We start from the raw sequence: 13,762 nt of genomic DNA on the forward strand, positions 1-13,762 counted from the left end.
ACGGCTCGGTCACGGTCAGCCCCTTCCGGGCTCACCGCACGCGGCGGCGACGAGCTCGCGGACCTGGCCGAGTCCCGAGACCGTCCGCGCGCCGTCCTCCTCGAGCCGCGCCACGACGGCCACCCCGTACGCCTCGTGGAGCTCGTCGAACGCCTTGCGCGTGTCACCCTCGACGAGGGCCACGACCCCGAGCCGCGTGCTCTCGGTGAGCTTGACGACGAAGTCGTCCGTCACCAGCCCGCCGATCCGCTCGACGGTGTCCTTGTCGTCGTCGGAGGAGAAGTCGTGGTCGCAGACGAGGTGCTCGTCCTGGTACGTCCGGTTGCCCTCGTCCTTGTCCTCGTCCGCCGAGCACGCGGTGAGCAGGACGAGCAGGACCGCACCGGCTGCCAGCCGTCCACGACGCGTCCACCGGGCCATGCCTCACTCTGGCCCACGCTCACGGCGGCGGACAAGGGATCGCGCCGCACACGTCTGACACGATGTCGTCATGGTCGACGAGCCGGGCGTGGTCGCGCGCCTGCGGGCCGCCGGGAGCGTCTTCGCCGAGGACGAGGCCGCGCTGCTCAGGGACTCCGCCGCGACCTCGCTCGAGCTGGAGTCGATGCTTCGTCGCCGGGTGGCGGGGGAGCCGATCGAGGTCATCGTGGGCTGGGCCGATTTCTACGGTCACCGGGTGGTCGTGGAACCCGGCGTCTTCGTGCCGCGGACCCGCACCGGGGTGCTCGTCGACCAGGGGGTCCGCCTGCTCGAGCCCGGTGGCGTCGCGGTCGACCTGTGCTGCGGCTCCGGTGCCGTGGGGCTCGCGCTGCACCACCGGGTGGACGGGCTGCAGCTGCACGCCTCGGACATCGACCCCGCGGCCGTGCGGTGCGCTCGTCGGAACCTCGAGCCGCTCGGCGGGACGGTCCATGAGGGCGACCTGTTCGCCGCACTCCCGGGGACGCTCCGCGGAGGCGTCGACCTCGTCGCGGTCAATGCGCCGTACGTGCCCACCGCCGCCATCCCGACGATGCCACCCGAGGCGCGCGAGCACGAGCCGAGGGTGGCGCTGGACGGGGGAGCGGACGGCGTGGCCCTGCACCGGCGCGTCGCCGCGGACGCCGCCGGGTGGCTGTCGCCCGGCGGCCACCTCGTGATCGAGACGAGCGGGAGACAGGCCGAGCTGACCGCCCGGGCGATGCGCGACGCGGGTCTCGTCCCGCGGATCGTCACCGACCCGGCCGTCGACGGGACCGCGGTCATCGGCCACGCCGCCGCGTCCTGACGCCCCGCCCCCGGTGCCGGTTTCCCAGGAGAACCTGGGAAACCGTCGCGTGTCCCCGGTCGCGCCAGGGGTGACGTGACGGTTTTCGGGGTGATCTCCGGGCGGTCGAAGTTCCGGGGGTTCTCCTGGGAAACTGCGCCGCCGGGGGCCGTGTCGTAGCCGCCTGACACGATGGCCGAATGACCACTGAAGCCGACGCCACGACCGCTCTGCGACGCCTGACCGGGCGTGACGACGCGGTCTTCCACGACGGGCAGCTCGAGGCGATCGAGGCCCTCGTCGACGGTCACCGGCGCGCGCTGGTCGTGCAGCGCACGGGCTGGGGCAAGTCCGCGGTCTACTTCATCTCCACGCTGCTGCTGCGCCAGCGGGGGGCCGGCCCGACGCTCCTGGTGTCGCCGCTGCTCGCCCTGATGCGCGACCAGGTCGCCGCGGCCGCCCGGGCCGGCGTGCGGGCGGTGGCGATCAACTCCGCCAACCCGCACGAGTGGGAGGAGACGCGCGCCAAGCTGGCGGCCGACGAGGTCGACATCCTGCTGGTCTCGCCCGAACGGCTCAACAACCCGCGCTTCCGCGACGAGCAGCTGCCCGCCCTCGTCGACCGCATGGGCATGCTGGTCGTCGACGAGGCCCACTGCATCTCCGACTGGGGTCACGACTTCCGGCCCGACTACCGGCGGCTGGCCGAGCTGATCGCCAAGCTGCCGGACGACCTGCCGGTGCTCGCGACGACCGCGACGGCCAACGCCCGGGTGGTGACCGACGTCGCCGAGCAGCTGGGGGCGGAGGGGGAGGTGCTGACGATCCGCGGGTCGCTGGCGCGCACGTCGCTGCGCCTGGGCGTCCTCGAGCTGCCCGGCGCCCGCGACCGGCTGGGCTGGCTACTCAGCCACCTGGCGGAGCTGCCCGGCAGCGGCATCATCTACGCACTGACCGTCTCGAACGCCGAGGACACGGCACGGCTACTGCGCGAGGGCGGGCACGCGGTCCGCGCCTACACCGGTCGCACCGACCCCGAGCAGCGCGAGGAGCTCGAGCGCCAGCTCAAGGACAACGAGATCAAGGCGCTCGTCGCCACCAGCGCGCTCGGCATGGGCTTCGACAAGCCCGACCTCGGCTTCGTCATCCACCTCGGGGCGCCGTCCTCGCCGGTGGCCTACTACCAGCAGGTCGGCCGCGCCGGCCGTGCCACCGACAACGCCGACGTCCTGCTGCTGCCCGGCCGCGAGGACCGGGACATCTGGACCTACTTCGCCACGTCCTCGATGCCGAGCGAGGAGCGGGCCGCGGCCGTGATCGACGCGCTGGGCGACGAGACCCTGTCCACGCCGGCGCTGGAGGCCCGGGTCAACCTGCGCCGCTCGCCGTTGGAGCTGCTGCTGAAGGTGCTGGACGTCGACGGGGCGGTCCGCCGCGTGCAGGGCGGGTGGGTCGCGACCGGCGTCCCGTGGACGTACGACCGCGAGCGCTACGAGCGCATCGCCCAGGCCCGCGCGGCCGAGCAGCAGTCGATGCTGACCTACGAGCACGACACGACCTGCCGCATGGAGATGCTGCAGCGCGACCTCGACGACCCGACGGCCTCGCCGTGCGGGCGCTGCGACAACTGCACGACGCCCTGGTACCCGACCGGCATCGACGCCGAGGCCACCCAGGCCGCGTCCAGCACGCTCGACAAGGTCGGCGTCGAGATCGAGCCGCGGGCCCAGTGGCCGTCAGGCGCTGAGCGCCTCGGCGTCGAGGCCAAGGGCAAGATCCCGCCGGACGACCGCGCCGAGCCCGGACGCGCCGTCGCCCGACTGACCGATCTCGGCTGGGGCAACGTGCTGCGCGAGCTGTTCGCTGCCGGTGCGCCGGACGGTCCGGTCACCGACGAGCTGCTCGGCGCCTGCGTACGGGTGCTGAAGGACTGGGGCTGGGACGAGCGTCCCGCCGCCGTCGTGAGCATCCCGTCGCGGTCGCGGCCCCAGCTGGTCGACTCGCTCGCCCGCGGCATCGCCCGCATCGGCCGGCTCACCGACCTCGGCTCGCTCGACCAGGTGGGTCCCGAGCCGCGCGGGGGACCGGGCGGCAACAGCGCGTACCGCCTCGCCGACGTGTGGGGGACGTTCGCGGTCGGGCCGGCGCTCGCGGAGGGCCTGCACGACCTCGGCGGCAAGCCGGTGCTGCTGATCGACGACCGGGTCGACAGCCGCTGGACGCTGACCGTCGCGGCGCGTGAGCTGCGACGGGCGGGGGCCGGGGCGGTGCTGCCGCTCGCTCTCGCGGTGGTCGCCTGACATCGGCGGTACGTTGGCAGCATGGACCATCGATACCTTGGCAACAGCGGACTCAAGATCTCGGAGATCGCGTACGGCAACTGGCTGACCCACGGATCGCAGGTCGAGGAGGATGCCGCGGCCGCCTGTGTGCGACAGGCGCTCGAGGAGGGCATCACGACCTTCGACACCGCCGACGTCTACGCCAACACGAAGGCCGAGTCGGTGCTCGGCCGCGCGCTGGCGGGTCAGCGCCGTGAGTCCCTGGAGATCCTGACCAAGGTCTACTGGTCCACCGGCCCCGGCGGCCCCAACGACTCGGGCCTGTCGCGCAAGCACATCATGGAGTCGATCAACGGCTCGCTCACGCGTCTGCAGACCGACTACGTCGACCTCTACCAGGCGCACCGCTACGACGTCGAGACGCCGATCGAGGAGACGATGCAGGCGTTCGCCGACGTCGTCCGGGCCGGCAAGGCGCTCTACATCGGCGTCTCGGAGTGGACCGCCGACCAGATCCGCGAGGGACAGGAGCTGGCCCACCATCTCGGGTTCTCGCTCATCTCGAGCCAGCCGCAGTACTCGATGCTGTGGCGGGTCATCGAGGACGAGGTGGTGCCCACGAGCGAGGAGCTCGGGCTGAGCCAGATCGTCTGGTCGCCGATCGCGCAGGGCGTGCTGACCGGCAAGTACAAGCCGGGTCAGGCCGTGCCCGAGGGCTCGCGTGCCACCGACACCCGCGGCGGCTCGGACAACATCAGCCGCTGGATGCGCGACGACGTGCTCGAGGCCGTGCAGCGGCTCCAGCCCATCGCGGACGCCGCCGATCTCAGCATGGCGCAGCTCGCCGTGGCCTGGGTGCTGCGCCGGCCCAACATCGCCGCGGCGATCATCGGCGCGTCCCGCCCCGAGCAGGTCACCGACAACGCCAAGGCGTCCGGTGTGGTGCTCGGCGACGACGTGATGGCCGCGATCGACGACGCGCTCGGGGACGTGGTCGTCCGCGACCCGTCGTACACCGCGCGACAGACGCCGGACACGCGCCCGACCTGATCTGCTCGGCGGCGGCGGGCTGCTCGATAGAGTGCGGCCATGCCCACCCTGCGCGACGTCGTCGCTGTCCTGGACGATCTCTACGACCCCGCGTGGGCCGACGACTGGGACGCGGTCGGCACCGTCGCGGGTGACCCCGCCGCCAAGGTCACCCGGGTGCTGCTCGCGGTCGACCCGGTCTCCGCCGTGGTCGACGAGGCCGTGGCGTGGGGGGCGGACCTCCTCGTGACGCACCACCCGCTGTGGCTCAAGGGTGTGACGTCCGTCGCCGCGACGTCCCCCAAGGGCCGGGTCGTCCACACCCTCATCACGAACGGCGTCGCGCTCCACACGTGCCACACGAATGCCGACAGTCCCCGGCTCGGCGTGTCGGAGTCGATGGCGTTCGCGCTGGGGCTGACCGACGTCCGCCCCCTGGAGCCGGACACCGACGACGCACAGCCCGACCGGGGCAGCGGACGCATCGGCGTGCTCGAGACCCCCATGACGTTGACCGCGTTCTCCGAGCACGTGGCACGCAGTCTGCCCTCGCACCACAGCGCCGTGCGGGTCGCGGGGGATCCCGGCCGCACGGTGCGGACGGTCGCCCTGTGTGGCGGATCGGGGGACTTCCTGCTCGGGACCGCCCAGGCGCAGGGTGCCGACGTCTACGTGACGTCCGACCTGCGGCACCACCCCGTCAGCGAGCACCTCGAGCAGCCCGACCCGTGCGCGGTGGTGGACGTGCCGCACTGGTCGGCGGAGTGGACCTGGCTGCCGGTCGCCGCCGCAGCGCTCCTGGAACGCCTGTCCGGAGTGGAGGTCAGGGTCTCCATGACAGTGACCGATCCATGGACCGCCTTCGTGCCGGGTACGGTGTGAGGGTGAAAGCCGACCCCACCGCCCAGGCCGCGCTGCTCGAGCTGCAGTCCACGGACGCGATCCTCAGCCAGCTCCAGCACCGCAGGAACACCCTCCCCGAGCTCGCCCGCATCACCGAGCTCGAGGCCCAGATCAAGGACGTCGACGGCACGCGCATCGAGCTCGACACGCAGGTCTCGGACCTGAGCCGCGCGCAGAAGAAGGCCGACGCCGAGGTCGAGCAGGTCAGGACCCGACGCACCCGTGACGAGGAGCGCCTCAACTCCGGAGCCGTCAAGAACCCGAAGGACCTCGAGAGCCTGCAGCGCGAGCTGGTCGCGCTCGAGCGCCGCATCTCGACCCTGGAGGACGAGGAGCTCGAGGTCATGGAGAAGCTCGAGGACGCCCAGACCGGGCTCGCCTCGGTCCAGGGAGATCTCGACAGCCTGAAGGCCGAGCTGGCCGAGCAGGTCTCCGCGCGCGACGCCGCGATCGAGGTCATCGACCAGCAGGCGTCCGACGCCCAGGCCGAGCGCGGCTCGATCGCCGACGGCATCCCGGCCGACCTCATCACCCTCTACGACAAGCTGCGTGGCCAGTACGGCACGGGCGCCGCCGCCCTGCGCGCGCGTCGCTGCGAGGGCTGCCGGCTCGAGCTCAACGGCGCCGACCTGCGCGAGCTCGCGGCTGCGCCCGAGGACGACGTGCTGCGCTGCCCCGAGTGCAGCCGCATCCTGGTGCGTACGCCCGAATCCGGCCTGTGACCGATCGGGTCATCCTCGAGGCCGACGGCGGCTCGCGCGGCAACCCCGGCCCGGCGTCGTACGGGGCGCTGATCCGTGACGCCGACACCGGTGTCGTGGTTGCGCAGCGCGGCGAGACGATCGGCCGGGCGACGAACAACGTCGCGGAGTACTCCGGCCTGATCGCCGGGCTCGAGCTCTACCGTGAGCACACGCCCGACGTGCGGCTCGAGGTCAGGATGGACTCCAAGCTCGTCATCGAGCAGATGGCGGGCCGCTGGAAGATCAAGCACGCGGACATGATCCCGCTGGCCGAGAAGGCCCGGCGGCTCCTGCCGCCGGACGTGACGTGGACGTGGGTGCCGCGCGAGCGGAACAAGGACGCCGACGCCCTGGCCAATGCCGCGCTCGACGACGAGCGCGACGGCGGCTCCGGCCTGGTCGGCGGCACGGCCCAGTCCACGCCCAGGTCGACCCCCGCCACCGGGTGGTCGGCGGCCGGCGGCAGTCCGACGACCCTCGTGCTCGTCCGCCACGGCGTCACGTCCGCCACCGAGCGCAAGGCGTTCTCCGGCAGCACGGGGGAGGACCACGGACTCACCGAGACCGGTCGGCAGCAGGCCGACCGGGCAGCAGCCTGGATCGCCGAACGGGGTCCGGTCGACGCGATCGTCACGTCGCCGTTGCGCCGCACCCGGGAGACCGCAGCCGTGATCGGCCGTGACCTCGGCCTGGACGTGACCGTCGACGCGGGCCTCACGGAGACGTCGTTCGGCGACTGGGACGGCTACACGTTCGCCGAGATCCAGGAACGCTGGCCCGAGGAGATGACGGCCTGGCTGGCCTCGACCGACGTGGCGCCCCCCGGCGGCGAGTCGTTCGGCCAGGTCGATCGACGCATCTCGGCGACCCGCGACGCCCTGCTCACGGCACACCCGGGCAGGACGGTCGTCGCGGTCACCCACGTGACCCCGATCAAGCTGCTGGTGCGCCACGCCCTCGGGGCACCGCTCAGCTCGATCTACAAGATGGAGCTGTCACCCGCATCGGTCACCACGGTCGCGTGGTGGCCCGACGGCAACGCGTCGCTGCGCGGCTTCAACATCGTCCCGTAGGCGGGCGCGCCGTCAGCTCGTGGCGACCTCGGCGACGACGACGTCGAGGCGCCCACCGTGCCGCTCGACGGTCCAGCCGAGGTCCTGCAGGACGCCCTGGAGCTCGTCGATGCTCCGCGGGTCGGCGCCGGACTGCATGAGCCCGCGCACGATGTGGCCCTTGGTCGCCTTGTTGAAATGGCTGATCACCTTGCGCCGGCCCTGGTGCTCGTGCAGCACCCGCATGGTCGCGGTGCGGTCGGCGAGGTCCGCAGGGGGCTTGCCGAGCGCGGTGTACGTGCCCGACCGCAGATCGACCAGCAGGCCGTCGCCGACCTCGTCCTGCATGACGCGGGGGAGCGTGGTGCGCCAGCGCGCGGCGACCGTGCCCAGGCGCGGCAGGGTCACGGTGCCCGACAGCCGGTACGCGGGGATGAGGTCGTCGGGCCGCACCAGGCCGAACAACGCGCTCGCGATCGCGATGGACGCGTCGGCCCGCTTGCGCGCGTCCTCCTCGAGCGAGGGCAGGTCGAGTGCCGAGAACAGGACGCCGGTGTAGATGGCGTCGGCCCGGGCCGTCGGCTGCTCGGTGAGCGCAGCGTTCACGGTGATCGCCGAGGCCTGGGTGGGTCCGAGGCCCAGCACCTCCGCGGCACGCTGCGGGTTGCCGTTGCACAGCTTCACCAGGCTGCGCAGGAGCACCTCGCGGACCGGCGTCAGCGCGGGGAAGGAGAGCGTCTCGAGGTCGAGCGGAGCCCCGGACTCCGGCCGGGTCTTGCCTTCGGACGGCGGGAGCAGGATCAGCACGTACCGACCCTAGCCGGGGCCGCCGTCACCAGATGAGGGACGTCCACCCCCACAGGACGACGGTGCAGAGCAGCACCAGCGGTGGTGTCGTGAGGACTCCAAGCAGGTGGAACTCCCGGGCCGAGGACACGGCCCTGCCCCCGGCCTGGCGCCACAGCAGGTTGGCGACCGAGCCGATGTAGGTCAGATTCGCGCCGACGTTGACGCCGATCAGCAGCGCGAGCACCGCGACCGGCCCGGCGACCTCCGCGGCCGGCAGCAGGAGCAGGGTGGCCGGCAGGTTGTTCACGACGTTGGCGGCGATCATCGCCAGCACCGCGATGAGCAGCAACGAGCCGAGGTCGGTGCCGGACGGCATCGCGTCGTCGAACCAGCTGCCCACGCTGGTGGAGCCGAGCCAGGACACGACGAACGCCCAGAGCAGGATCAGCGCGGCGAACGGCAGGTTGGCCGCCGCGAGCAGGTCGCGCCACGTCGTGCGGCGGCGCACCAGGGCGTACGTCCCGACGAGGATCGCGCCGGCCGTCGCGGGGATCCACGGGGCCGTGCCGCCGGCGAGGGCCAGCAGCACCACGACGACCACCGCGAGCGGGAACAGCGGGAGCTCGTCGTCGTCGCTGACGGCCGGTGACGGGACCCGCAGCTCCGCGGCGAACCAGACCCTCAGGATGACGTACTCGGCCGCCACGGCCACGAGCCAGACCGGGAGCATGGCCCAGGCGAAACCCAGGAACGACAGCCCGGTGGACCCGAAGACCAGCAGGTTCGTCAGGTTGGAGACGGGCAGGAGCGTCGAGCCGGAGTTGGCGAGACGGACCGATGCGTACGCGGACGAGCGTCTCGCGGACGCGGCGAGCAGCACCGGCGTGAGCAGCACGACCGTCGCGTCGAGGCTCAACGTCGCCGTGACGACCGCTGCCACGCCCACGGCCCAGGCCAGCAGCCGCTGGCTGGAGCCGCGCGACCAGCGGGCGATGTGACCGCCGAGGACCTCGAACAGGCCTTCGTCGGCACACGCCCGGGCCAGCACCATCATCGCGACGAGGAACGCGACGATCGCCGTCAGGGAGCCGAGGTCGTGCGTCACGCCCAGAACCTACCGGACCGTCACAGGGCGCCCTCGAGGATCAGGAGCACGCCGAAGATGACGAACGCCGCGGTGGCGCCGATCTTGATGACCCGGTCCGGCAGGTGCTTGCCGAGCACCGCGCCGAGGACGATTGCGAGGGCGTCGGCCGCGACCATGCCGACCGTGCTGCCGATCCACGTGCCGAGCCAGCCCTCCTGCGTCGCGAGGGTGATCGTGGCGAGCATCGTCTTGTCGCCGAGCTCGGCGAGGAAGAACGCGACGCCGACCGCGAGGATCGCCGCGCCCTTGCTGAGCCGCGCCTTCTCGGCCTCACCCTCGGTCAGCTCGTCTCCGCGCCACGTCCAGGCGGCGAACAGCAGGAAGGCGACGCCGGCGACGATCGAGATGATGTGCTGGCTGTCGGCGAAGCTGTCGCCGATCCACGCGCCGATCCCGACCGAGGCCAGGTGGACGATCGCGGTGGCCACGGTGATGCCGATGATGACGTCGCGGACCCGGTACCGGGTGGCGAACGTCATCGCCATCAGCTGGCTCTTGTCACCGAGCTCCGCCACGAAGATCACGGCGGTGCTCAGCAGGAAGGCATACATGAAAGCGAAAAACCCCTCGTCTGCCTGGACGAAGAGCCTGGGTACGAGTCTTCGACCAGGAACGTCATATGACACATCTGGTCGAAAGTCTCGTCCGCCACCGAGGTGGCCTGCTGCACCGGACACCCAGATGTTCGTGGGCGTCAGTATGTCGACACAGCCGTTGGGGACTACTCCCTTTCGTGCCCCAACCCTATCGGACGGTCGGAGGCAGCTCCGACGCGCGGTAGGATCGTGGACGCGAATGAGTCGGCCGGGCGGCCGCGGCACGGTGTCGCAAGACACGCGTGTCGAGGAAAGTCCGGACTCCGTAGAGCGACGGTGGTGGCTAACGGCCACCCACGGCGACGTGCGGGACAGTGCCACAGAGATCAGACCGCCAGCGGCCTGCACCCTTGGGTGCAGGTGCGGGTAAGGGTGAAACGGTGAGGTAAGAGCTCACCAGCGCTCCGGGTGACCGGGGCGGCTAGGTAAACCCCACCGGGAGCAAGACCAAGAGGGCCCGCTTCGCGTGCGAAGCAGGTCTGCGCTGACGGGCTGCTCGTCCGATGTCAGCGGGTAGGTTGCACGAGGCGTCCAGCAATGGGCGTCCCAGATGGATGGCCGCCCGGGTCGACGAAGCAATTCGCCGGCCCGACAGGATCCGGCTTACAGGCCGGCTCATTCGCCCCCGGCCCCACGTTTCGCCGGCCCGGCGCATGGGTACGGTCCGGACATGACTGTCCCCACCATTGCCCTCAACAACGGCGTCGAGATCCCGCAGCTCGGTTTCGGCGTCTTCCAGATCGACCCGTCCGAGACCAAGGACGCGACGCTCACCGCCCTCGACGTCGGCTACCGCCACATCGACACCGCGGAGATGTACGGCAACGAGAAGGAAGTCGGCGAGGCGATCCGCGAGTCCGGCATCCCGCGCGACGAGATCTTCGTGACGAGCAAGCTCAACAACGGCTTCCACGCGCACGACGACGCCATCAAGGCGTTCGAGGGCACCCTCGAGGCCCTCGGCATCGACAAGATCGACCTGTTCCTCATCCACTGGCCGCTGCCGGGCATCGACGTCGACTTCGTCGAGACCTGGAAGGCGCTGGAGGAGGTCTACCGTGACGGGCGCGCCCGCGCGATCGGCGTCTCGAACTTCCAGCCGACGCACCTGCGCCGCGTCATCCAGGAGGGCGAGATCGTGCCCGCGGTCAACCAGATCGAGGTGCACCCGTACCTCACGCAGGACGACGTCCGCGCCGTCAACGCCGAGCACGGCGTCGCCACCGAGGCCTGGTCGCCGATCGCCAAGGGGACGGTGCTCGACAACCCGGTCGTGACGGGGCTGGCGAACGACAAGGGCAAGACCCCGGCCCAGGTGGTCCTGCGCTGGCACGTCCAGCGCGGTGACATCATCTTCCCGAAGTCGGTGACCCGCAGCCGCGTCGAGGAGAACTTCAACATCTTCGACTTCGAGCTGACCGACGGCGAGATGGGCACGATCACCGCGCTCAACAAGGACGAGCGCACCGGCCCCAACCCGGACGAGTTCAACTACGTCCCCTGACGTCCGCAGGTCACCTGCGAACGGGCGGCGTCGAGATCAGGGCAGAGTCAGGATCTCGGCGCCGTTCGACGTCACCAGGAGGGTGTGCTCGAACTGCGCGGTCCGGGACTTGTCCTGCGTGCTGGCGGTCCAGCCGTCGTCCCACAGGTCCCACTCGATCGACCCGAGCGTCAGCATCGGCTCGATCGTGAACGTCATCCCGGGCTGGATGACCGTGTCGTACGTCGGGTCGTCGTAGTGCGGGATGACGAGACCGTCATGGAAGGCGGGACCCACGCCGTGCCCGGTGAAGTCACGGACGACGCCGTAGCCGAACCGCTTGGCGTACGTCTCGATGACGCGTCCGATCACGTTGATCTCGCGACCGGGCTTGACCGCCCGGATGGCCCGCATCGTGGCCTCCTGCGTGCGCTCGACCAGCAGTCGTGACTCCTGGTCGACGTCGCCGACGAGGTACGTCTTGTTGGTGTCGCCGTGCACCCCGCCGATGTACGCGGTGATGTCGATGTTGACGATGTCGCCGTCCTCGAGGGGGCGGTCGTCCGGGATGCCGTGGCAGATGACCTCGTTGACGCTGCTGCACAGCGACTTCGGGTAGTCGCGGTAGCCGAGGGTCGACGGGTAGGCGCCGTGTCCCACGATGAACTCGTGCCCGACGCGGTCCAGCTCGTCGGTCGTCACCCCGGGGGCGATGGCGGCCTCGACCGCGTCCAGTGCCTGCGCGGCGATCCGTCCGGCGACGCGCATCGCCTCGATGGTCGCGGCGTCACGGACCAGCGGGCCCTTGTACGGCAGCGGCGCGATCTGTCCGACGTACTCGGGACGCTCGATCGCGTCGGGGACGGGGCGGCGGGCGGACAGTCGGCCGGCGGTCAGGACACTCACCCGGTGAGTTTAGTGGGCGCGCCCGAGCCCGGGGTGCGGCAGGATGGGGGCATGAGTGACGCCAAGTACTACTACTGCACCAAGCACGGAACGGTCGAGGGCGAGGACGGCTGCCGCGCGGCAGACCGCCTCGGACCGTACGACACGCGGGAGGAAGCTGCTCGCGCGCTGGAGATCGCCGCGGAGCGCACCAAGAGCTGGGACGACGACCCCGCCTGGAACGATGACGACGACGAGTCGCCGAAGGAGTGAGACGCCGCCGTAGGGGCGGCCTGAAGCTCGAGCGGTCCGGCCCCTGGATCGGCGTCGCCGGGCTGTTCGTGGTGCTGTGGTGCTCGGTCTCGACCGCGCTCTTCGCCCCGTGGTGGGGCGTCGTGCTCGCGTTCGCCCTGCTGGTGCCGCAGGTGTGGCTCGTCGCCCGCTGGGCGCGCACGCGTCCGGCGTGGTGCGTCGGGGTGCCCGTCGCCGGTGTCGTGCTCTGGGCGGCCTACGCCTGGCTGGGTGCGACCGCCTGGGGCTGGCAGGCCTGACTGCACCCACCCCGCCCAGATCTGCGGAATAGTGCACGGAATTCGCCGTGCGAAACCGTGCACCACCCCGCAAATCTGGGAAGGGGTGGGGACTACTCGGCGAAGCTGTGCTCGTCGTCGGGGAACGCGCCGCCCTTGACGTCCGAGACGTACGCCTGGGTGGCCTCGAGCATGACGGCGTGCAGGTCCGCGTACTTCTTGACGAACCGCGGCGTCCTGCCGGAGTTGAGGCCCAGCATGTCCTGCCACACGAGCACCTGCGCGTCGCAGTCCACGCCGGCGCCGATGCCGACCGTGGGGATGCGCAACGCCTTGGTGACCTCCGCGGCGACGGGGGAGGGCACCATCTCCATGACGATCGCGAACGCCCCGGCGGCTTCGAGCGCCTTGGCCTCCTCGACCATGCGCGCGGCACCGTCGCCGCGACCCTGGATCCGGTAGCCGCCGAGGTTGTGCTCGGCCTGCGGGGTGAAGCCGATGTGGGCGCACACGGGGATGCCGGCGTCGGTCAGCAGCTTGACCTGCGGCACCATCGCGAGGCCGCCCTCGAGCTTGACCGCGTGCGCGTTCGCCTCCTTCATGAAGCGGACCGCCGTGTGGAAGGCCTGCTCGGGCGAGCCCTGGTACGAGCCGAACGGCAGGTCGGCCAGCACGAGCGCGTGCGGGGCGGAGCGGGCGACGGCGCGCACCAGCGGGATCAGCTCGTCGACCGTCACCGGCAGCGAGGTCTCGTTGCCGTAGACGTTGTTGGACGCCGAGTCGCCGACCAGCAGCACCTCGACACCGGCCTCGTCGAACGTCGCCGCGGTGTACTGGTCGTACGCCGTCAGCATCGTCCACTTCTCGCCGCGCTGCTTCATCTGCTGCAGCGTGTGGGTGCGGATGCGCTTGCGGGGGGTCGGGGCAGCCGCGGCGGGTCCGGTGCCGTACGGCGCGGTCTCTTCAGGGGTGGAGTCGGCCATGGGAATTCTCCTGTTCGTCTCGCGGCTCCTGGCGGAGTCCACGGATGACCTCCAGCGTGCCAGATCCGCGCGCCGGTGGCCGCCGACTGTGAAC

15 protein-coding genes and 1 other RNA gene are annotated in these 13,762 nt (G+C 71.2%); 10 read left to right on the plus strand and 6 right to left on the minus strand.

Annotated features, from left to right (window positions below; translation table 11 throughout):
• Positions 1-15: 15 nt before the first annotated feature.
• Positions 16-420, minus strand: a complete 405-nt coding sequence (locus tag C3E78_RS06440; protein WP_108577511.1) for a hypothetical protein — start codon at positions 418-420, stop codon at positions 16-18.
• Positions 421-490: 70 nt separating this feature from the next.
• On the opposite strand from C3E78_RS06440, the gene C3E78_RS06445 reads away from it, so the two are divergent.
• The 6 genes from C3E78_RS06445 (at position 491) to C3E78_RS06470 (ending at position 7,276) form a co-directional block, all read left to right on the plus strand.
• On the plus strand, positions 491-1,267 hold the full coding sequence (locus tag C3E78_RS06445) for a putative protein N(5)-glutamine methyltransferase (RefSeq protein ID WP_108577512.1): 777 nt from the start codon (positions 491-493) through the stop codon (positions 1,265-1,267).
• 179 nt (positions 1,268-1,446) lie between these two features.
• Positions 1,447-3,546 carry a RecQ family ATP-dependent DNA helicase gene (locus C3E78_RS06450; protein ID WP_108577513.1) on the plus strand — a complete coding sequence of 700 codons (2,100 nt, stop codon included), beginning with the start codon at positions 1,447-1,449 and terminating at the stop codon, positions 3,544-3,546.
• Positions 3,547-3,567: 21 nt separating this feature from the next.
• The gene (locus tag C3E78_RS06455) at positions 3,568-4,578 is read left to right on the plus strand and encodes an aldo/keto reductase family protein (RefSeq protein WP_108577514.1); all 1,011 of its coding nucleotides are present in this window, start codon (positions 3,568-3,570) and stop codon (positions 4,576-4,578) included.
• A 39-nt stretch (positions 4,579-4,617) separates the two neighbouring features.
• Positions 4,618-5,439 carry a Nif3-like dinuclear metal center hexameric protein gene (locus C3E78_RS06460; protein WP_108577515.1) on the plus strand — a complete coding sequence of 274 codons (822 nt, stop codon included), beginning with the start codon at positions 4,618-4,620 and terminating at the stop codon, positions 5,437-5,439.
• A 2-nt stretch (positions 5,440-5,441) separates the two neighbouring features.
• The gene (locus tag C3E78_RS06465) at positions 5,442-6,182 is read left to right on the plus strand and encodes a zinc ribbon domain-containing protein (protein ID WP_235833701.1); all 741 of its coding nucleotides are present in this window, start codon (positions 5,442-5,444) and stop codon (positions 6,180-6,182) included.
• Positions 6,179-7,276: a bifunctional RNase H/acid phosphatase gene (locus C3E78_RS06470; protein ID WP_108577517.1), complete on the plus strand. Its 1,098-nt coding sequence runs from the start codon at positions 6,179-6,181 to the stop codon at positions 7,274-7,276. Before C3E78_RS06465 ends, C3E78_RS06470 begins: the two co-directional genes overlap by 4 nt.
• Before the next feature lie 12 nt (positions 7,277-7,288).
• Here the strand turns inward: C3E78_RS06470 and C3E78_RS06475 are convergent, their stop codons facing one another.
• Genes C3E78_RS06475 through C3E78_RS06485 form a run of 3 tightly spaced genes read right to left on the minus strand, consistent with a single transcriptional unit; the run spans position 7,289 to position 9,742 of the window.
• A complete protein-coding gene (locus C3E78_RS06475) occupies positions 7,289-8,062 on the minus strand; it encodes a YaaA family protein (protein WP_108577518.1) in 774 nt (257 codons plus the stop codon).
• Positions 8,063-8,087: 25 nt separating this feature from the next.
• Positions 8,088-9,149, minus strand: coding sequence for an SLC13 family permease (locus C3E78_RS06480; RefSeq protein ID WP_108577519.1), 1,062 nt, complete (start codon positions 9,147-9,149; stop codon positions 8,088-8,090).
• A 20-nt stretch (positions 9,150-9,169) separates the two neighbouring features.
• Entirely contained in the window at positions 9,170-9,742 is a 573-nt protein-coding gene (locus tag C3E78_RS06485) for a TMEM165/GDT1 family protein (RefSeq protein WP_108577520.1), read from the minus strand.
• Between the two features lie 245 nt (positions 9,743-9,987).
• Here C3E78_RS06485 and rnpB point away from each other — a divergent pair.
• Together rnpB and C3E78_RS06495 are read left to right on the plus strand one after the other, a co-directional pair.
• Positions 9,988-10,409, plus strand: an RNA gene (gene rnpB, locus C3E78_RS06490) — RNase P RNA component class A.
• Positions 10,410-10,457: 48 nt separating this feature from the next.
• Positions 10,458-11,291 carry an aldo/keto reductase gene (locus C3E78_RS06495; protein WP_108577521.1) on the plus strand — a complete coding sequence of 278 codons (834 nt, stop codon included), beginning with the start codon at positions 10,458-10,460 and terminating at the stop codon, positions 11,289-11,291.
• 36 nt (positions 11,292-11,327) lie between these two features.
• Here the strand turns inward: C3E78_RS06495 and map are convergent, their stop codons facing one another.
• Positions 11,328-12,176 (minus strand): type I methionyl aminopeptidase, encoded by an 849-nt coding sequence (gene map, locus C3E78_RS06500; RefSeq protein ID WP_108577522.1) that lies wholly within the window; start codon positions 12,174-12,176, stop codon positions 11,328-11,330.
• A gap of 51 nt (positions 12,177-12,227) precedes the next feature.
• On the opposite strand from map, the gene C3E78_RS06505 reads away from it, so the two are divergent.
• Positions 12,228-12,428, plus strand: coding sequence for a hypothetical protein (locus tag C3E78_RS06505; protein ID WP_108577523.1), 201 nt, complete (start codon positions 12,228-12,230; stop codon positions 12,426-12,428).
• A complete protein-coding gene (locus C3E78_RS06510) occupies positions 12,425-12,706 on the plus strand; it encodes a hypothetical protein (RefSeq protein ID WP_108577524.1) in 282 nt (93 codons plus the stop codon). The genes C3E78_RS06505 and C3E78_RS06510 overlap by 4 nt, the downstream gene beginning before the upstream one ends.
• Positions 12,707-12,798: 92 nt before the next feature.
• Here the strand turns inward: C3E78_RS06510 and panB are convergent, their stop codons facing one another.
• Positions 12,799-13,668: a 3-methyl-2-oxobutanoate hydroxymethyltransferase gene (gene panB, locus C3E78_RS06515; protein WP_108577525.1), complete on the minus strand. Its 870-nt coding sequence runs from the start codon at positions 13,666-13,668 to the stop codon at positions 12,799-12,801.
• Between the last annotated feature and the right edge of the window lie 94 nt (positions 13,669-13,762).

It is taken from the genome of Aeromicrobium chenweiae, assembly GCF_003065605.1.
In the GTDB taxonomy this organism is placed as follows: Bacteria; Actinomycetota; Actinomycetes; order Propionibacteriales; family Nocardioidaceae; genus Aeromicrobium; species Aeromicrobium chenweiae.